This is a genomic window from Intrasporangium oryzae NRRL B-24470 (genome assembly GCF_000576595.1).
GTDB classification, from domain to species: Bacteria; Actinomycetota; Actinomycetes; order Actinomycetales; family Dermatophilaceae; genus Intrasporangium_C; species Intrasporangium_C oryzae.
In genome coordinates, this window is record NZ_AWSA01000009.1 from 82,110 (window position 1) to 99,714 (window position 17,605).

General features: G+C 69.7%; 15 protein-coding genes and 3 tRNA genes. 14 read left to right on the forward strand and 4 right to left on the reverse strand.

Translation table 11 applies throughout. The features are described from left to right. Positions 1 to 59: 59 nt before the first annotated feature. From N865_RS05845 to N865_RS05870, 6 genes are all read left to right on the forward strand, one after another. Positions 60 to 614 carry an NUDIX domain-containing protein gene (locus tag N865_RS05845; RefSeq protein ID WP_034802720.1) on the forward strand — a complete coding sequence of 185 codons (555 nt, stop codon included), beginning with the start codon at positions 60 to 62 and terminating at the stop codon, positions 612 to 614. A gap of 156 nt (positions 615 to 770) precedes the next feature. Next, positions 771 to 1,274 (forward strand): SigE family RNA polymerase sigma factor, encoded by a 504-nt coding sequence (locus tag N865_RS05850; RefSeq protein WP_034802723.1) that lies wholly within the window; start codon positions 771 to 773, stop codon positions 1,272 to 1,274. After that, positions 1,271 to 2,089 carry a hypothetical protein gene (locus N865_RS05855; RefSeq protein WP_034802727.1) on the forward strand — a complete coding sequence of 273 codons (819 nt, stop codon included), beginning with the start codon at positions 1,271 to 1,273 and terminating at the stop codon, positions 2,087 to 2,089. The genes N865_RS05850 and N865_RS05855 overlap by 4 nt, the downstream gene beginning before the upstream one ends. Positions 2,090 to 2,207: 118 nt before the next feature. Continuing rightward, positions 2,208 to 3,254 carry a PHP domain-containing protein gene (locus N865_RS05860; protein WP_034802730.1) on the forward strand — a complete coding sequence of 349 codons (1,047 nt, stop codon included), beginning with the start codon at positions 2,208 to 2,210 and terminating at the stop codon, positions 3,252 to 3,254. A gap of 76 nt (positions 3,255 to 3,330) precedes the next feature. Next, positions 3,331 to 3,403: transfer RNA gene (locus tag N865_RS05865), tRNA-Glu, on the forward strand. Positions 3,404 to 3,462: 59 nt separating this feature from the next. Continuing rightward, positions 3,463 to 3,536: transfer RNA gene (locus N865_RS05870), tRNA-Asp, on the forward strand. A gap of 103 nt (positions 3,537 to 3,639) precedes the next feature. Here N865_RS05870 and N865_RS05875 read toward each other — a convergent pair. Beyond that, positions 3,640 to 4,800 (reverse strand): helix-turn-helix domain-containing protein, encoded by a 1,161-nt coding sequence (locus N865_RS05875; RefSeq protein WP_322786054.1) that lies wholly within the window; start codon positions 4,798 to 4,800, stop codon positions 3,640 to 3,642. Positions 4,801 to 4,931: 131 nt separating this feature from the next. Between N865_RS05875 and N865_RS05880 the strand changes: the two genes are divergently transcribed. From N865_RS05880 to N865_RS05890, 3 genes are read left to right on the forward strand one after another with little or no spacing between them, the layout of a single operon-like run. Next, entirely contained in the window at positions 4,932 to 5,999 is a 1,068-nt protein-coding gene (locus N865_RS05880) for a ferredoxin reductase (RefSeq protein ID WP_034802735.1), read from the forward strand. 15 nt (positions 6,000 to 6,014) lie between these two features. Further along, complete coding sequence (locus tag N865_RS05885) at positions 6,015 to 7,274, forward strand: fatty acid desaturase family protein (RefSeq protein ID WP_034802738.1); 1,260 nt, start codon at positions 6,015 to 6,017, stop codon at positions 7,272 to 7,274. After that, positions 7,264 to 7,962: an HAD family hydrolase gene (locus tag N865_RS05890; protein ID WP_034802740.1), complete on the forward strand. Its 699-nt coding sequence runs from the start codon at positions 7,264 to 7,266 to the stop codon at positions 7,960 to 7,962. Before N865_RS05885 ends, N865_RS05890 begins: the two co-directional genes overlap by 11 nt. 111 nt (positions 7,963 to 8,073) lie before the next feature. Here the strand turns inward: N865_RS05890 and N865_RS05895 are convergent, their stop codons facing one another. Continuing rightward, positions 8,074 to 9,510 carry a GuaB1 family IMP dehydrogenase-related protein gene (locus N865_RS05895; RefSeq protein WP_034802743.1) on the reverse strand — a complete coding sequence of 479 codons (1,437 nt, stop codon included), beginning with the start codon at positions 9,508 to 9,510 and terminating at the stop codon, positions 8,074 to 8,076. A 358-nt stretch (positions 9,511 to 9,868) separates the two neighbouring features. On the opposite strand from N865_RS05895, the gene N865_RS05900 reads away from it, so the two are divergent. Then, positions 9,869 to 12,085, forward strand: a complete 2,217-nt coding sequence (locus N865_RS05900) for an MMPL family transporter (protein WP_084327983.1) — start codon at positions 9,869 to 9,871, stop codon at positions 12,083 to 12,085. A gap of 31 nt (positions 12,086 to 12,116) precedes the next feature. Next, on the forward strand, positions 12,117 to 12,641 hold the full coding sequence (locus N865_RS05905) for a hypothetical protein (RefSeq protein ID WP_034802746.1): 525 nt from the start codon (positions 12,117 to 12,119) through the stop codon (positions 12,639 to 12,641). Between the two features lie 192 nt (positions 12,642 to 12,833). On the opposite strand, the gene N865_RS05910 is transcribed toward N865_RS05905, so the two are convergent. After that, on the reverse strand, positions 12,834 to 13,487 hold the full coding sequence (locus N865_RS05910; RefSeq protein WP_051510251.1) for a YceI family protein: 654 nt from the start codon (positions 13,485 to 13,487) through the stop codon (positions 12,834 to 12,836). Between the two features lie 282 nt (positions 13,488 to 13,769). On the opposite strand from N865_RS05910, the gene N865_RS05915 reads away from it, so the two are divergent. Beyond that, a tRNA-Phe gene (locus N865_RS05915) sits at positions 13,770 to 13,845 on the forward strand. A 202-nt stretch (positions 13,846 to 14,047) separates the two neighbouring features. Here the strand turns inward: N865_RS05915 and N865_RS05920 are convergent. Next, complete coding sequence (locus N865_RS05920; RefSeq protein ID WP_034802749.1) at positions 14,048 to 14,407, reverse strand: nucleotide pyrophosphohydrolase; 360 nt, start codon at positions 14,405 to 14,407, stop codon at positions 14,048 to 14,050. 231 nt (positions 14,408 to 14,638) lie between these two features. Between N865_RS05920 and N865_RS05925 the strand changes: the two genes are divergently transcribed. Together N865_RS05925 and N865_RS21625 are read left to right on the forward strand one after the other, a co-directional pair. After that, complete coding sequence (locus N865_RS05925; protein WP_034802752.1) at positions 14,639 to 16,420, forward strand: DUF2075 domain-containing protein; 1,782 nt, start codon at positions 14,639 to 14,641, stop codon at positions 16,418 to 16,420. A 77-nt stretch (positions 16,421 to 16,497) separates the two neighbouring features. Next, positions 16,498 to 17,373 carry an HNH endonuclease gene (locus tag N865_RS21625; RefSeq protein WP_169735705.1) on the forward strand — a complete coding sequence of 292 codons (876 nt, stop codon included), beginning with the start codon at positions 16,498 to 16,500 and terminating at the stop codon, positions 17,371 to 17,373. Positions 17,374 to 17,605: the final 232 nt, after the last annotated feature.

Below are 17,605 nucleotides of genomic sequence, written 5' to 3' on the forward strand. Positions count from 1 at the left end.
GACCTGACGAGGCCGCCAGCCCTGCGCCACGATGGGCGCATGTGCACCGAGAGCCTCCGATGAGCTGGCCGGTACGCCAGACCCGCGTCGCCTACGAGAACCCCTGGATCGTCGTCCACGAGGACGTCGTCACCCGCCCGGACGGAACCGAGGGCCTCTACGGCGTCGTCGAGGTGCGTCGTCCAGCGGTCTTCGTCGTGGCCCTGACCGACGACGACGAGGTCGTGCTCGTGACCGTCGACCGGCACACCGTCGGATCCTCGATCGAGGTCCCCGCCGGCGGCACCGATGGGCAGGACCCCCTCGTCGCCGCCCAGCGGGAGCTCGCGGAGGAGACCGGGCTCGCGGCCTCGGAGTGGCGTCGGATCGGCGGCATGGACGCCCTCAACGGCATCTGCCGGGCGCCCGAGCACGTCTTCCTCGCCACCGGCCTCTCCCCCGCCCCCGGCATCAAGGGCCGTGACGTCCAGGACCGGGAGGAGGAGGGCATCAGCCACGTCCGCCGGGTCCCCCTCACCGAGGTCGTCGCCCTGGTCCGCGACGGCGCGATCACCGACAGTGAGACCCTCGCCGCCCTGCTGCACGCCCTCGTCGCGCTGGGACGGGTCGGCTGAGCAGGAGCCGGCCCAGCGGCATACCGGCTGGACTGTCCTTCAGACGCGGAAGCGACATGCAACGGTTCGCGCCGCCGCGGTGTCTCAGCAGGTGTAGGACGTGACACGACCGTCCCGGGCAGCGCACCGGGGGCGGCCCAACCGACCGGGGAGCTGATGAGACGCACGGACGAGGCGGCGTTCCGCGCATTCGTCGTCGAGCGGCAGACGATGCTGCGGCGGCGCGCGTTCCTGCTGTGCGGGAACTGGGCCGACGGCGACGAGCTCGTCCAGGAGGCGCTCGCCCGGGTGTACGTCGCGTGGCCGCGGATCAGCCTCGGCGCAGAGACCGCCTACACGCGCCGCACGATGATGAACCTCTACCTCAACGACCAGCGACGACGGCGCCGCGAGGTCCTCACCGACACCACCCCCGAGCCGCCGGCGAACGACCACGACCACGCCCTCGCGATGACCCTCAACGGGCTGCTCGCCGACCTGCCCGACAAGCAGCGCGCCATCCTCGTCCTGCGCTTCTGGGAGGACCTCACCGTGCCCCAGATCGCCGAGTGCACCGGGGTCGCCGAGGGCACCATCAAGAGCCAGATCTCGCGCGGCCTCGCGGCCTTGCGGACCCGGCTCGCCGAACCACCCCTGACCGGAGCGGGAGCAGCGACATGACCGTCGACCCCCATGACGAGGACTTCGCCCGACCCGGCGGCCCGGGTGAGGAGCAGCTGCGAAAGGCGCTGGGCACCGTGAACGACCTCGAACCCCCACGCGACGACCTCTTCGTCCAGCGCGCGATCCTCCGCGGCCGCGCCCGCTCTGCCCGCCGCCGGTCGGTCCTCCTCGGCGCCGCGGCAGTGCTGGTCGTCGGTGGCGCGATCGGTGGAGGCACGTGGCTCGTCCAGAACTCCACGACCGGGACATCCGGGACCTCGGCGGCTTCCGGAGCGAACGCGCCCGAGCGGGCCAACGATGCGGCTACCGGTGGCAAGGCGAGCCCGTCGGCCCAGGGGCTCGCGCCGTCGGCCCCCTCGGCCGGCTCGCCAGCCGTTCCTCCTGCGGGCGACCCGTCGCGGTGGTTCGCCGGCGCTGCGACCGCGCAGACCGCGGCGTTCGCGGCGATCGAGCCCCAGCTCGAGTCCGTCCACTCCGACGTCTTCTCCGGCGCGTATGCCGCTGACGCCTCCAACACGCGCATCGTCGTCGCGCTCACTCGCCCCGACCCGACGGTCCAGTCGCTCGTGAGGAGCGCCATGCCCTCGCCCGACGACGTCGCGTTCGTCACGGCCGCGCACTCGATCGGGGAGAAGGAGCGCCTCGTCGCGCAGATCCAGGCCGATGCGCCGGCGTGGCAGGCGGCAGGAGTCACCCTGATCGGCCTCCGCCTCGACGGGCGCACCGACCGCGTCGTCGTCACCGCCGACGAGGGGCCGTCACCGGGGTGGGTCGCCGCGCGCTACGGGCCGGTCGTGACGGTCGTTCCGTAGTCCGCGCCGGATCGCCGCGCGGTTGTCGGAAGGGTGCGGGGCTGCAGGCTGCACCCTTCCGACAAACCCGCACCTCTGGGCTCCCGCGGTCGCGCCGGGCCGTGGCTAGGCTGACCCGATGGAGCAGCCGATCCCTCCGCAGGCGCCGATGAGCCCGATCGAGGCGCTCCGCCGCATCTGCTTCCTCCTCGAACGCGGACGCGAGAGCAGCTACCGCGTCGACGCCTTCCGCCGCGCGATCGAGGCCATCACCCTCGTGCCCGACGACGAGCTCCGCGAACGGGTCGAGGCCGGAACGCTCAAGCAGATCAAGGGGATCGGCGACTCGAGTGCTGCCATCATCGGCCAGGCGGTGCGGGGCGTCATGCCCGCCTACCTCGCCTCGACGGAGGAGAAGCACGGCGAGCCGCTGACGACCGGAGGGGCCGAGCTCTATGCCGCCCTTCGCGGAGACCTGCACATCCACTCGAGCTGGAGCGACGGCGGCAGCCCGATCGAGGAGATGGTCCTCGCCGGCGTCGAGCTCGGCCACGAGTGGCTGGCCCTCACCGACCATTCGCCCCGGCTCAAGGTCGCCAACGGCCTGACCCGGGAGCGGCTCGGCGAGCAGCTCCGCAGGGTCGATGCGATCAACGCGAGCCTCGGTGGCACGTTCACCCTGCTCAAGGGCATCGAGGTCGACATCCACCTCGACGGCACCCTCGACCAGGACGACGACATGCTTGACCAGCTCGACGTCGTGACCGCGTCGATCCACTCCAAGCTGCGCCAACCGGCATACGAGATGACGCCCCGGATGGTCGCGGCCGTGCGCAACCCGCGGACCAACGTCCTCGCCCACTGCACCGGCCGGCTCGTCACGGGCGGGCGCGGCACCCGGCCGCAGTCGCAGTTCGACGCCGAGAAGGTCTTCCGCGCGTGCCTCGAGAACGACGTCGCCGTCGAGATCAACTCGCGGCCCGAGCGGTGCGACCCGCCGGACGAGCTGATCGAGCTGGCGCGCGACCTCGGGTGCCTCTTCACGATCGACTCGGACGCCCACGCGCCGGGCCAGCTCGACATGAAGTCGCTCGGTTGCGAGCGCGCCGAACGCCTCGGCATCCCGGCCGAACGCATCGTCACGACGTGGGCCGTCGAGGACGTCAGGGCGTGGGCGAAGGGCTGATCCGAGCGTGCGAGGAGCCGATTTGGTGAGGCTGCGAAACGTCCCCTATAGTTTCGTCGTTCCCAAAACGGATCGAGTCCCCATCGTCTAGCGGCCTAGGACTCCGCCCTTTCACGGCGGCAGCACGGGTTCGAATCCCGTTGGGGATACGCGGTACAGTTCCACCCGTACCGCACGCAGATCCAGCACCACCAGCAGTACCCAGCAAGGCCCCGTAGCGCAGTTGGTTAGCGCGCCGCCCTGTCACGGCGGAGGTCGCCGGTTCGAGCCCGGTCGGGGTCGCCCAGACGAGAGGCGCCACTCCTTGAGGAGTGGCGCCTCTCGCATTTCCCGCATGACGTATGCCGCTCCCCCCGGCCGGGACCGGCCGGGACCGAGCCCGGGGTCAGCGGTGGCCGGCGCGCAGGACCAGCTCGAGCTCGAACCGGGCCTCGGGGTCGTCGAGGGCCTCTCCGAACTGCTCCCTCAGCTGGGCCACGCGGTAACCCACGGTCTGCTGGTGGACGAACAGCTCCTGGGCGATCGGCGCACGCTGCCCCTGGTGCCGCAGCCACGACAGCAGCGTCTCGGCAAGACGTTCGCGCACGACCGGCCGCAGCCCGTCGAGGGGGGCGAGCCGACGCACGGCGAGGTCGGCCACGGCGGTCGGCTCCGCATGGACGATGAGCTGGGCGAGGTGCTCCTCGACCCAGACGGGCGGGTCAGCGTCGGCGGGCAGGTCGGTTCCGGGCGTGACGTGGTGGACGCCGGCCGCGTCGGCGAGGTGCAGCGACTCGCCTGCATGCTGCCAGTGGCGGGCCGGCCCGACGATGGCCCGACGGCCACGCAGCGCCCGCTCGAGCGACGTCCGGCGCGCCGCGCGGTTGCCGAACGGGTAGATGATCACGACGTCGGTCCCCCGTTCGGCGACGAGAGCATCTGGCCCGAGCACGGACCGTAGGCCGTCGACGTGCGGGAACGGCACGACGCCGACGACGACGACCTCGGGGAGCGTCCACCCGATCGCGGCCGCGGCCCGCGCCACCGCGCCGTCGGTCGCGTCGCCGCGCAGGATCATCTCGACGAGCTCGCCGCGCAGCCGCTGCTGCTCGCCGGCGCGCTCGGACTGCTCCTGGGCGTACCCCTGGGCGCTCGCCGCGGAGAGCTCGTCGATGTAGGCGAAGAGCGACTCCCCGAGCGCCATGAGCACCTCCGGCGTGAGCTGCGAGACGTCGACGAGGCGCGAGATCGTGCGGAACGTGACCCGGGCGCCCGAGCGGTATGCCGCGAGCAGCGACTCGAGGCTCCGCCCGGACCGCACCTCCCCCCGCCCAAGCCCCTCGTAGACCCATTTGCCGTCCTCGGAGAGGGCGGGCAGGTGAGTCCCGGGCAGGTCGAGGAAGCGGTGGAGGGCCACCTGGACGCCCTGTCGCACGCCCTGTCCGAAGCGCCCTTCCATCGGCATCGCATACACCGGGACGTCGATCGGGATGCCCTCGATGATCGCCTCGACGACGTCTCCGACGACGGGTCGCAGGACATCGCTGATTTCGGTCGGCAGATACAACCAAGGGGGGTCGAACGTGCTGTGGACCATATGAGTTCCCGAGTTTTCTGTCGTCTCGCGATAGTTTCCTGATGAGAAGAGTACGCCGCGGTCCAAGACTTCAGGACCGTGCAGCACCCATAGTTGGTTACATGGCCCAGATCCGCGCTCTTCGACGCATGGCGTCCCTCCTGACGACGCCGCTCGCGCCCGAGGACTTCCTGGCCTTGGTCAACCCGCTGGCCTCGACCCGCCAGCTCCGGGGGGTCGTCACGAAGGTCGTTCGCGAGACGGCAGACTCCACCACCATCCACTTCCACCCCGGCCGCGGCTGGAACGCCCACGCCGCCGGCCAGTGGGCCCGAATCGGGGTCGAGATCGACGGCGTGCGCCAGTGGCGCAGCTACTCGCTGTCGGCCGCCGCGGGCCACGACCCGGCCATCACGGTCACGGCCATCGGCTTCGTCTCGACGGCGCTCGCCCGTGACACCAAGGTCGGCGACATCCTCTTCCTCAACGTGCCTCAGGGCGACTTCGTCCTGCCGGCGCACCCCCGCCCGCTCCTCATGCTCACCGCGGGCAGCGGCCTGACTCCCGTCATGTCGATGATCCGCACCCTCGTCCCGCGTCGACCCGACGCCGACGTCGTGCTCATCCACTCCGCACGCACCGCGGCGGACGCGCTCTTCCGCGACGAGCTCCTCGAGCTCGCCGACCAGTTCCCCGGGCTCACGGTCCGGCACTGGTACACCCGCGAGGAGGGCGGCCGCCGCCTTGACCTGACCGACCCGACCGACCTCGAGACGCTCTGTCCCGACTGGCGCAGCCGAGCGGCATACGCCTGCGGGCCGAGCGACTTCCTCGACGCCGCCACCGAGCTGTGGGAGCACAGCGGCGACGACGGTCAGGCCCAGCTCACCATCGAGCGCTTCGCGCCCGTCCTGCTCCCGGGAACCGGCGGTGCGGGCGGACTCGTGACGTTCGAGAAGTCCGACAAGGAGGTCGAGGCCGGCGGCGACGTCCCCCTCCTCGACGCGGGTGAGGAATGCGGCGTCGTCATGCCGAGCGGATGCCGCATGGGCATCTGCCGAAGCTGCCTCACCCCCCTCGTCGCCGGCAAGGTCCGCGACCTGCGCACCGGAGAGGTGCACGGAGACGAGGGCGAGCTCATCCAGACCTGCATCAATGCTGCCGCTGGACCCGTCCACCTGGACATCTGAGAAGGGAAACACCCCATGACCGCCACGCTGAACAAGCCCGCCACCCAGGGCCAGAGCCTGCAGGTCCGGCCCAGGAAGCCCGTCCTCGCCGCTACCGGTGGCCCGTCCGTCCGTCCCGCCGCTGCCGCACACCTCAGTGACGCCGACGTCGAGCGTCTCGGCCAGGAGCTCGACGCCGTCCGCGACCGCATCATCGCCTCGCGCGGCGCCAAGGACGCGGCCTACATTCGCCGCGTCATCGCGGTGCAGCGCACCCTCGAGCTCGCCGGTCGCGCGACCCTCCTGTTCTCCAAGCGCAAGTCGGCGTTCTTCGCCGGCACCGCGATGCTGTCGGTCGCCAAGATCCTCGAGAACATGGAGATCGGCCACAACGTCCTCCACGGCCAGTGGGACTGGATGCGCGACCCCGACATCCACTCGACGACGTGGGAGTGGGACTTCGTCACGCCCGCCGCGGCGTGGAAGCACACCCACAACGACCTCCACCACACGTGGACCAACGTCCTCGGCAAGGACAAGGACGTGGGCTACTCCACGCTGCGCATGTCCGACGAGCAGCCCTGGCAGCCCCACAACATCCTCAACCCGGCCATCAACATGGTCCTTGCACCGTTCTTCGAGTGGGGTATCGCCATCTACGACCTCGAGCTCGAGGCGTGGAAGGAAGGCGAGAAGTCGACCGACGACCTCAAGAAGTCCCTCAAGGCCCTCGGCAAGAAGGCCGCGCGCCAGGCCGCCAAGGACTACGTCGCGACGCCCGGTGCGGCCGCGGTGTTCGGCTCGGGCAAGCAGGCGCTCATCGGCACCTTCACCGCCAACGCCATCCGCAACGTCTGGGCCCACTCGGTCATCTTCTGTGGCCACTTCCCCGACGGGGTCGACGTCTTCACCGAGGAGGAGATCGAGGGCGAGACCCGAGGCGACTGGTACATCCGCCAGATGCTCGGCTCGGCCAACATCTCCGGCAGCAAGCTGCTGCACCTCATGACCGGCAACCTCAGCCACCAGATCGAGCACCACTGCTTCCCCGACCTGCCGTCCAACCGCTACTACGAGGTCGCCGTCGAGGTGCGCGAGATCTGCGAGCGCTACGGCCTGCCCTACACGACCGGTCCGATGCCCCGCCAGGTCGGCCAGGCCTGGGCCAAGGTCTTCCGCCTCGCCCTGCCGCCGAAGCGCACCGCCACGGCGCGGATCAACCAGGCCCCCACGGTCCGTGCGCCCCGGCCGGCCCGTGCGAGCTTCCGTCTCCCCCAGGCGGCCCGTGTTGTCTGACGCCATCGCGCGGCCGGCGTCCGCCGCAGCCTTCTTCGACCTCGACCGCACGCTGATCCGCGGGTCGGCCAACTACCCGCTGGCCATCGCCGCCTTCCGGAGCGGGCACGTCCCGTGGCGTGACCTCGTCAAGGACACGTTCAACGCGATCTCCTTCCACCGGAAGGGCTCGACCGACGAGGGATCCGCCGCCCTGCGCGAGCGGATCCTCGGCGCGGTCGCCGGGATCCGGCAGTCCGACATCATCCACCTTGCCCACGCGATCGTGCCGCGGGTGGTGGGCCGGGCCATCCCCGAGTCGCTGGACCTCCTCGCCGAGTGCCGGGCGGCCGGCTACGACCGGATCGTCGTGTCGGCCTCGCCCATCGAGCTCGTCGCGCCCATCGCCGAGGAGCTCGGGCTCGAGGGCGCCGTCGCGACGCGGAGCGAGCTCGAGGACGGCCGCTACACCGGTCGCCTCGTCGGCGAGTTCTGCTACGGCGCGGGCAAGGTCGTCGAGATCGAGAAGCTCGCGGCCGAGCGCGGCTACGACCTCGACCGCTGCAGCGCCTTCAGTGACTCGGTGAGCGACCTGCCGATGATGGAGCGCGTCGGTACCGCCGTCGCGGTCAACCCCGACAAGGAGCTCCGCGAGCTCGCCCACGAGCGCGGCTGGCGGGTCGTCGAGATCGGCCGCAAGCGGCGCTGAGCGCACGAGCGTGACGGGCTCAGCGGCATACCCCTCGAGGCGTATGCCGCTGGGCCCGGTCGTGCTGCCCAGCGCGGGCGCGCTGCGGCTGGGACGCTCAGGGCCGGGCCGTCACCAGGAGGTGTGCAGCGGACGGCCTTCGGCGAAGCCGGCGGTGCTCTGCAGGCCGACGATGGCCCGCTCGTGGAACTCCTCGAGCGTCCGGGCGCCGGCGTAGGTGCAGCTGCTGCGGAGGCCGGCGATGATCTCGTCGACGACGTCCTCGACGGACGGGCGAGCCGGGTCGATGTACATGCGCGCGGTGCTGATGCCCTCCTCGAAGAGGGCCTTGCGGGCGCGGTCGTACTCGGTGTCGGTCGCGGTCCGGTTGCGGACGGCACGCGAGCTCGCCATGCCGAAGGACTCCTTGTACTGGCGGCCGTCGTTGTCGGTGTAGAGGTCGCCGGGCGACTCGAGGGTGCCGGCGAACCACGACCCGATCATGACGTTGGACGCACCGGCCGCGAGGGCGAGGGCGACGTCACGGGGGTGGCGGACGCCGCCATCGGCCCAGACGTGCTTGCCGAGTCCCCTTGCGGCCGTGGCACATTCGAGGACCGCGGAGAACTGCGGGCGGCCCACGGCGGTCATCATGCGGGTCGTGCACATCGCACCGGGACCGACACCGACCTTGACGATGTCGGCGCCCGCCTCGATGAGCTCGCGGGTGCCGACGGCTGACACGACGTTGCCGGCGACGACGGGAACCTGCGGGTCGAGCGCCCGGACGGCACGCAGCGCCTCGATCATCTTGTCCTGGTGGCCGTGCGCGGTATCGATGACGAGGACGTCGGCGCCGGTGTCGAGGACCTGCTTCGCCTTGAGCGCGACGTCGCCGTTGATCCCGATCGCAGCGGCGACGCGCAGGTGGCCGTCCGCGTCGACGGCCGGGGTGTAGAGGCCGGAGCGCAGCGCCCCGCCGCGGGTGAGGATGCCGACGAGGTCGCCGGCGGCCGAGACCACCGGGGCCGCCTTGCGCCGCACCTCCGAGAGCCGCTCGAACGCCTCCTGCGGGCCGATGTCCTCGGGCAGGACGACGACGTCGGTGTGCATGACGTCGAGGACCTGGGTGAAACGGTCCACGCCGGTGAGGTCCTTGTCGCTGACGATGCCGACCGGTCGCGTCCCCTCGACGACAACCGCGACGCCGTGGGCGCGCTTTCCGAGCAGGACGAGCGCCTCGCCCGCCGTCATGTGCGGGTCGAGCGTGATCGGGGTGTCGTGGACGAGGTGGCGCTCCTTGACCCAGTGCACGACGTCCGCGACGACGTCGACCGGGATGTCCTGCGGGATGACGGCGAGGCCGCCGCGCCGGGCGATCGTCTCGGCCATGCGGCGGCCGGCGATCGCGGTCATGTTGGCGACGACGAGCGGGATCGTCGTTCCCGTTCCGTCGACGCTCGCGAGGTCGACGTCGAGGCGGCTCGTCACCGACGAGCGGCTCGGGACCATGAAGACGTCGTCGTAGGTCAGGTCGAGCTGGGGCTGGAGGCCGTTGAGGAACTGCACGAGCCGACTGTATGCCGCCGGGCTGCCTCCCGCGCACCGACCGCCTCCCAGCGCGCTGCCGTTCACGGCCGGCGGTCCTGCGCGCCCCTTGGCCGCCACACGTGAAGTGAACGCGGTGTTCGGTGTCGAACTCAGCGGTATACCGCTGAGTTCGACACCGAACACCGCGTTCACCTGGCTGGGAGGGAGCCCAGCGGCATACGGGCGGGTCAGGGTCGACCCTGACGGGACCCTGAAACGCGAGCCCTCACGACCCCGAAAGGCGGCGGCAGCCCTGTGCAGGTCGGCGAGAGAGACCTAGCGTTGAACGAGGGCCCGCAGGGGCGCGGCCCGCACAACCGGGGGAAGGGGCAGGTTCATGAGCGACTCGAGGACCAACGGGGTGGGGCGGCTCGCGAAGATGCCGTCGTCACGGGTCGGCAAGTGGCTCGTGCTGGGCTTCTGGCTCGTCATCATGGCGCTCGCGGCGTCGCCGGCGGGGAAGCTCAACGACTCGCTCAACAACGACGCGACGTCGTGGCTGCCCGCGGCCGCGGAGTCGACCCAAGTGGTCAAGCAGCTCGAGGCGTTCCAGTCGAAGAACGAGTTCCCCGCTGTCGTCGTCTACGAGCGGGCGTCCGGGCTGACGCCGGCGGACGTCGCGGCTGTGCAGGGGCAGGTCAAGGCGTTCGAGGCGCTGGCGAACGTCAAGAGCGGCGTCGTCGGACCGATTCCCTCGGCTGACAAGCAGGCCCTCCAGCTCATCGTGCCCGTCGACGCCGGACCGGACGGGTGGCAGGCGCTCGGCGAGACGGTCAAGCAGATGCGCGCGGCCGGTGCGGACCGGCCTGCCGGGCTGTCGATGCACGTGACCGGGCCCGTCGGCCAGGCCGCCGACTCGTCGGAGGCGTTCGCGGGGCTCGACGGCAAGCTGCTCTACTCAGCGATGGCGGTCGTCATCGTCATCCTGCTCATCACGTACCGCAGCCCGGTCCTCTGGCTCGTCCCGGTCGTCTCCGCGGTGGTGGCGCTCTTCGTCGCGCAGGCCGTCATCTACTTCCTCGCCGACGGCGGCGCGCTCACGGTCAACGCGCAGAGCTCGGGCATTCTCACGGTCATCGTCTTCGGGGCCGGGACGGACTATGCGCTCCTGCTCGTGGCGCGGTACCGGGAGGAACTGCGCCGGCACGAGGACCGCCACGAGGCGATGGCCTTCGCGCTCCACCGGGCCGGGCCGGCCATCCTCGCCTCCGGTTCGACCGTCATCGCCGGCATGCTCTGCCTCCTCGTCGCCTCGATGAGCTCGACGAAGGGCCTCGGTCCGGTCGCCGCGATCGGCATCGCCGTCGGCCTGCTCGTCATGCTGACGCTCCTGCCTGCGCTGCTCGTCATCGTCGGGCGCTGGGTGTTCTGGCCGGTCCGGCCGACGTTCGGCTCGGTCGACGGGACGACGACGGGCTTCTGGTCAAAGGTCGGCGCCCGGATCGCCCGCGCCCCGCGTCGCACCTGGGTCGTGACCGCGGCGGCGCTCGCCGTGGCCGCGCTCGGGATTCTCCAGCTCAACGCCGTCGGCCTGCAGAACAAGGACTCGTTCTACAACAAGCCCGAGTCGGTCGTCGGCGAGGAGATCCTGGCCCGGCACTTCCCGGCGGGTGCCGGCTCGCCCGTGCTCGTCATCGCGGCCGCCGACCAGGTCCAGGCGGTCAAGACCGCTCTCGCTCCGGTCTCCGGCATCAGTGCCGTGTCGGAGCCGGTGACCCGGGGTGACCGCGCGCTGATCCAGGCGACGCTGGCCGATGCTCCGGACTCGGAGGCGGCTGTCGCGACGGTCGACCGGATCCGCGACGTCGTCCACGCCGTCCCGGGCGCGGACGCGATCGCCGGCGGCAACACCGCGACGCGGGCCGACACCGAGCGAGCCTCGGCCACCGACAACCTGCGGATCATCCCGCTCATCCTCGGCGTCGTGCTGCTCATCCTCATCCTGCTGCTCCGCGCGATCACGGCCCCGCTCATCCTGGTCGCGACGGTGGTCCTGTCGTTCGGGGCCGCCCTGGGGCTGAGCGCGCTCGCGTTCCAGCACCTCTTCGGATTCGCCGGGACGGACTCGTCCTTCCCACTCTTCGTGTTCGTCTTCCTCGTCGCGCTCGGGATCGACTACAACATCTTCCTCATGACCCGCGTCCACGAGGAGGCTCGGGTTGTCGGGACGCGGAGGGGTGCACTCATGGGTCTCGCCGCCACCGGTGGCGTCATCACCTCGGCCGGGCTCGTGCTGGCGGGCACGTTCGCCGTGCTGGCGACGCTCCCGATCGTGGCCTTCGCCGAGATCGGCTTCGCCGTGGCGCTCGGGGTGCTGCTCGACACCCTCATCGTCCGGTCGGTGCTCGTGACGGCTCTCAACCTCGACGTGGGTCCGCGGATGTGGTGGCCGAGCTCGCTGTGGAAGAACGAGGTGAGCGGAACGCTCGGGGCCGAGGCCGGGGTCTCTCCGGCTGAGGCTGGCGCGGTCGCGTCGGGGGCTGCTGAAGCTCAGGGCCAACAGGCGCCGGAGGCTCCAGAGACGCCGGAGAGGATCTCGACGACGCCTCGTTGACGCAGCGGCGTAATCGAGTAATCATGATTACATGATTACTCATGAAGGAACCGAGAAGGTACGCGGCTGGTTCACCGGCCGCCTGCCCGAGGAGTGGAAGGTCGAGCCTCCGGAGGTGACCGTCGACCGTGAGGAGATCACGATCGTGCTCACCGTCGCCGACGTCGACCTGCCAGACGGCACGAGCGACGCCGAGCGGAGCGAGGCTCGCGCCGGGCGTGCCAAGGCGTTCCGCGAGGACACCCGGAAGCACCGCATCGAGATCGCCCGCGAGGCCGAGCACCGCTTCGACCGCAAGGTCTCGTGGGCCGTTCGAGTGGGCGACCGCACCGAGCTGTTCACCCACGTCGCCGCGCCGGCGATGACCAGGCTGCGCCAGCCCGAGCGCCTCGTTCTCGACACGCTCGTCGAGGCCGGCGTCGCCCGGTCCCGGGCCGAAGCCCTCGCCTGGTGCGTCAAGCTCGTCGGACAGCACGAGAGCGACTGGCTCGACGAGCTGCGTGGCGCGATGTCGCACGTCGAGGAGGTCCGCAAGAAGGGGCCAGGCGCGGCCTGAGCCTCACCGCCACCCCGGCATGCGAAAGGGCCGGCTCCCCTGAGATCACCTCAGTGGGAGCCGGCCCTTCGTCGTGTCAGCGGGAACGTCACGGCGGAGGTCACCGGCGCCGGGGTCGGGCCGCCTCGCCCGGCACGCGGCGTTCGCATGCCGCTGAGCCGGCTCCGCGGCATACGGCCTCGTGTGGGGGCGTCAGCCCTCGTGGCCCTCGCCCTGGTCAGCGTTCTCGCCCTGGTCGCCCTGGTCGGCGTTCTCGGCCTGGTCGGTCTCGCCGTCGGTGACGGCCTCGCCGTCGTCGCCCTGCTTGATGGCCGAGATCTCGAACTCGAGCGAGATGCGCTCGGAGACGAGGAGGCCACCGGCGTCGAGGGGCATGTTCCACTCGAGGCCGTAGTCGCGGCGGTTGATGCGGCGAGAGCCCTCGAAGCCGGCGCGGAGGGCGCCGAACGCGTCGGTCTGGATGCCCATGAGCTCGAGCGGGATGGTGATCTGCTTCGTGATGTCGCGGATCGTCAGGTCGCCGGTGACGATGTAGGCGTTGTCCTGGACCTCTTCGATCTGGGTGCTCTCGAAAAGGATCTCCGGCCACTTCTCGACGTCGAAGAAGTCGGCGCTCCGGAGGTGGTCGTCGCGCTGCTGGTTGCGGGTGTCGACACTCGCCGTCTTGAGCCGGACGGTCGCCGTGGACTTGCCCATGTCGTCGAGGTCTGCGTGGAAGTGGCCCTCCACGTCGTTGAACGAGCCCCGGACCGTGGTGACCATCGCGTGGCGCGCCGAGAACCCGATGCGGGTGTGCGCGGGGTCGAACTCCCACTCGCCGTTCAGCGCGGATCCTGTCTCGGACATGTGCTCTCCCCCGATGGGTCGATGAATGAAGTCGAGCGATTCTCTCACGAGGCGCTGCAAGGTGACGTGTCAGCGGAAATCGCCGGGGCTTCATACCCAGTCTGTGGGGGCTCCGAACGGGGTCGTGGTGGCGTCCGGATCGTGGGCCCTCGTGGGCGGTCGCCGGGGCACCGAGGTGGCTGGGCGGTGGGGTGTGCGGCGGGCTTGGGGCCAGCGTCGGAGGGGCCGGTCCGAGCCGGTTGGGAGTTCGGCCGGGTGGTCCGCTATAGTTCCACACGGCCCGGCCAGGTAGCTCAGTTGGTAGAGCGTCCGACTGAAAATCGGAAGGTCGGCGGTTCGACCCCGTCCCTGGCCACCACCCGAAACCGCAGGTCAGTATGCCACTGACCTGCGGTTTCGTCGTTTTCGGGATCCGTGGCCGGCGGTCGTCTGCATCGCAACGAGTGACGCCGAATGACCGCGACACGCCCACGATCGCCGGGAGTCATCGCATCGAGACGTCGCACGACATCTCGATGTCAAGAGGTCTCAAGGAGACTCGATCTCCAAGACCTCCTTCGTCACGTCTTGACGGGCGCCGTCCCCCGGTGCCGTTCCACCGGGAACCGCTCTCGGGCAACTCGCATCTTCTCGCGCGCCGACGTCACCAGGTCGATGCCGAGGACATCGGCAAGGTTGACGAGGTAGATCAGGACATCTGCCATCTCCTCGGCGGCCCGTTCTCGTCGTCGGCCCGCGGAGAACTCCGCCTGCGCCTCGTCCGCCGGTATCCACTGGAACAGCTCGGCGAGCTCGCCGCCCTCCCCGACCAGCGCGAGAACCAGAGACTTGGGGTCGTGGAACTTGGCCCAGTCCCGCTCATCGCGGAACGTGCGAAGGTCGGCCTCCAGGTGGGCGACGGTGTACGCGTCGTTTGTCATGACGCCATCCTGCGTCACGCGGTCGGCACTGCCACCGTCCGGCGCATCCGGGTCGGTCGGTGGTTAGAGTGACCAGGTCAACGCGGATCGACGAGCTTCCACGCACGGACATGCTCCCCCGCACGCTCATGTCGTGCTGTTCGGGAGTTCGATGTGTCATCACTGCTGCGCTGTTCCGCAGGCAGTTTCTCCGCGCTGGAGCTCCAGCTTGAAGCGCGTCTTGCAGAGCAGATGAAGCACTCCACTGGCCGTTACCCCTCGCCCGGCGAGCGGCGATCGTGGAGCCGCAGCCTGCCTGTCATCGCAGCCGACCTCCGCGGTGCGGGGCTGTCGGGAGTCGAGATGCTTATCGAGTTCCAGCTGCCCCTCACGAGCAAACGAGCCGACGTGGTGCTCGCGGGCCTCGACCGCCGGACGGGCAGACCGGCATACGTCGTGGTCGAGCTCAAGCAGTGGACGGACGCCGAGCGGTTCGAGGACAGCGACGAGCTGGTCCTGGTGGGTGGCTACGGGAGTCGGCCGGTCACGCACCCGACCCGGCAGGTGAGCGGTTATGTCGAGTACCTAGCGGACTTCACCGCGACGCTCGCGGACACCACGGACGCGGTCCGAGGGATCGCCTACCTCCACAACGCCACCGACCAATGCGTGGGTGACCTCCTGGAGGTGGGTGAGTCACCGGCGGGACGCCTGTTCACGGGGCAGCGTCGCGCGGCGCTGCGCGAGTACCTACAGGAGATCTTCGCGCCTGAGAGCGGTGCTGCTGCGGCCGACCAGTTGCTCGGCAGCGCGATTCGCCCCTCGCGGCAGCTCATGGCCGTCGCCGCTGACGAGGTGCAACGACGTGAGATGTTCACCCTGCTCGACGAGCAGAAGGACGCGTACAGCTACGTGTTGCACAGCGTCCGGAAGGCGTCTCGGTCGAACACGAAGACCGCGGTCATCATTTCGGGAGGGCCAGGCAGCGGCAAGAGCGTCATCGCGCTCTCGCTCATGGGTGAGCTGAGCCGCCAGGGACGCACAGTGATCCATGCGACCGGGTCGCAGTCCTTCACCACGACCCTTCGGAAAGTTGCTGCAGCCCGGAACCCGCGCGTCCGAAAGGCCTTCCTCTACTTCAACTCCTTCATGTCGATGGAGCCCAACTCGCTCGACTGCGTGATCCTCGACGAGGCCCATCGAATCCGCGAGACGTCGATCAACCGGTACACCCGCGCCGAGATGCGGACAGGGCGCCCCCAGATCGACGAGCTGCTGTCGGTGGCTCGCACACCGGTGTTCCTCTTGGACCAGTTCCAGGTGGTGCGCCCCGGAGAGATGGGCACGGTCGCGGACATCCGCGCTGCCGCCGCGGCCCGAGGCATCGACGTGATGCAGGTCGACCTGGACGACCAGTTCCGCTGTGGCGGCTCGTTGGAGTACATCCAGTGGATCGAGGGGTTGCTGGGTCTGGGCGGCGCTACCGCGCACCGGTGGGCTGGCGATGACCACTTCGCCGTCGAGGTCATGGAGAGCCCCCAAGAGCTCGAGGCGTGGCTGGCGGCCAAACAGTCCGCCGGCTATGGCGCGCGGATGAGCGCCGGGTACTGCTGGCCGTGGAGCGACCCGCGCCCCGATGGTTCTTTGGTGCCCGACGTGCAGATCGGCCACTGGTCACGACCGTGGAACCTCAAGGGCGACCGCGCGATCGGTGGTGCCCCTCCGGCGCCACTCTGGGCGACGGACCCGGCCGGCTTCGGTCAGGTCGGCTGCATCTACACGGCGCAGGGTTTCGAGTACGACTTCGCCGGAGTGATCATCGGGCCTGACCTCGTGTGGCGCAGTGGCTCCTGGCGGATCGTCCGCGGCGCCAACAAAGATCCTGCCCTGCGGAGCCTGACCCAGGTGCAGGACGTGGACTTCGACCGGCTGGTGCGCAACGTCTACAAGGTCCTGCTAACCCGCGGGATGCAGGGCGTCGGCATCTACTCACCCGACCCGCAGACGCTCCGCCACATCGCAGACCTGACCTGATCGACCCGACACCCAAATCGCGGATCGACAGGCTTCCGACCAAGGACATGCCTCCCCGCCTCCTCGAGAGGCTCGGCATGTCCACACGCATCATCTTGATCGACAGAGAAGTTCCCGAGCACTGGGACTACGCCAAGCGAAACGGCTTCTGGGACCTCCAGAAGAACTGGCGGGGCCTGGGTGCGGGCAACGCCGTCTACTTCTGGGTCACCGGTTCACCCGGTCGCATCGTCGGGCGAGCTAGAGCCACCGGCGACAAGACGCCTTTGCTCGAAGGCACCCCACATGCGTGGTCGCCGGGCGATAGGCGGAGAGGCGACTACCACTACCGGATCGACTTGGCAGAATTCCAAGACCTCGACATTGAGATCGACTGGGGCGAGGTGCGGGATCACGCGAAGGCGCCCGGCCGGCTGAACCCAGTCACGCTCATCCCGGATCACGGTGTGAGCTGGCTAGAGCAGCGGCTTGGACTCATGATCGCGGACCCCTACCAACAAGCGCTCGACGGCGTGTCGGACGATCCCGAATCGCGGATCGACGTCGCTGGTCTCGGCGAGGACCAGCGAGAGCTCGTCCCCCGCGTCGTTGTCATCCGCCGGGGCCGCAAGGCCTTTCGCGATGCCCTGCTGCGCGTCTACCGACGCCGCTGTGTTGTCACGGGGACCAACCTGGAGGCCATCCTGGAGGCGGCACACATCTCAAGCTACAAGGGAGACCACACCGACCGCGTTGACAACGGGCTACTGCTCCGCGCCGACATCCATACTCTCTTCGACCTGCACCTTCTGACGATCACAGCCAGCGACTACACCGTTCGCCTCACTCCGGGCCTTCGGTCAGATCCGACCTATGAGTCGCTGGAAGGCCGCCAGCTCGAGTTCGAGTCCCACCAGACGGCGCCCTCCAAGGGGCTGCTGGAACAGCACAACGCTCTCTGCGACTGGCTCTAGTGGCACCCCGACCCAAAGGCATCAAATCGAGCCCACGAAGTGTTGCGCAGCCAACCCAGCCGACCTTCTGCCATGCGTCATCGGCCATCTGACCGTAGGCGGGCGAAAGCCGAAGCTGGATCCCCCAGCTCTCGCAACAGCTATGAGAAATTTTTCAACAGCTCTTGCGAGAGCTCTCGGATCCATGACACAATAGGAACTGCCCCCGCCGACCACCCGTGGTTGGTAGCCG

What these genes read in the sequence shown, in the direction of transcription:
- N865_RS05845 (WP_034802720.1), top strand. Translation starts at nt 60, where the DNA reads ATGAGCTGGCCGGTACGCCAGACCCGCGTCGCCTACGAGAACCCCTGG.
- N865_RS05850 (WP_034802723.1), top strand. Translation starts at nt 771, where the DNA reads ATGAGACGCACGGACGAGGCGGCGTTCCGCGCATTCGTCGTCGAGCGG.
- N865_RS05855 (WP_034802727.1), top strand. Translation starts at nt 1,271, where the DNA reads ATGACCGTCGACCCCCATGACGAGGACTTCGCCCGACCCGGCGGCCCG.
- N865_RS05860 (WP_034802730.1), top strand. Translation starts at nt 2,208, where the DNA reads ATGGAGCAGCCGATCCCTCCGCAGGCGCCGATGAGCCCGATCGAGGCG.
- N865_RS05880 (WP_034802735.1), top strand. Translation starts at nt 4,932, where the DNA reads ATGGCCCAGATCCGCGCTCTTCGACGCATGGCGTCCCTCCTGACGACG.
- N865_RS05885 (WP_034802738.1), top strand. Translation starts at nt 6,015, where the DNA reads ATGACCGCCACGCTGAACAAGCCCGCCACCCAGGGCCAGAGCCTGCAG.
- N865_RS05900 (WP_084327983.1), top strand. Translation starts at nt 9,869, where the DNA reads ATGAGCGACTCGAGGACCAACGGGGTGGGGCGGCTCGCGAAGATGCCG.
- N865_RS05905 (WP_034802746.1), top strand. Translation starts at nt 12,117, where the DNA reads ATGATTACTCATGAAGGAACCGAGAAGGTACGCGGCTGGTTCACCGGC.
- N865_RS05910 (WP_051510251.1), bottom strand. Translation starts at nt 13,487, where the DNA reads ATGTCCGAGACAGGATCCGCGCTGAACGGCGAGTGGGAGTTCGACCCC.
- N865_RS05920 (WP_034802749.1), bottom strand. Translation starts at nt 14,407, where the DNA reads ATGACAAACGACGCGTACACCGTCGCCCACCTGGAGGCCGACCTTCGC.
- N865_RS05925 (WP_034802752.1), top strand. Translation starts at nt 14,639, where the DNA reads ATGAAGCACTCCACTGGCCGTTACCCCTCGCCCGGCGAGCGGCGATCG.
- N865_RS21625 (WP_169735705.1), top strand. Translation starts at nt 16,498, where the DNA reads ATGTCCACACGCATCATCTTGATCGACAGAGAAGTTCCCGAGCACTGG.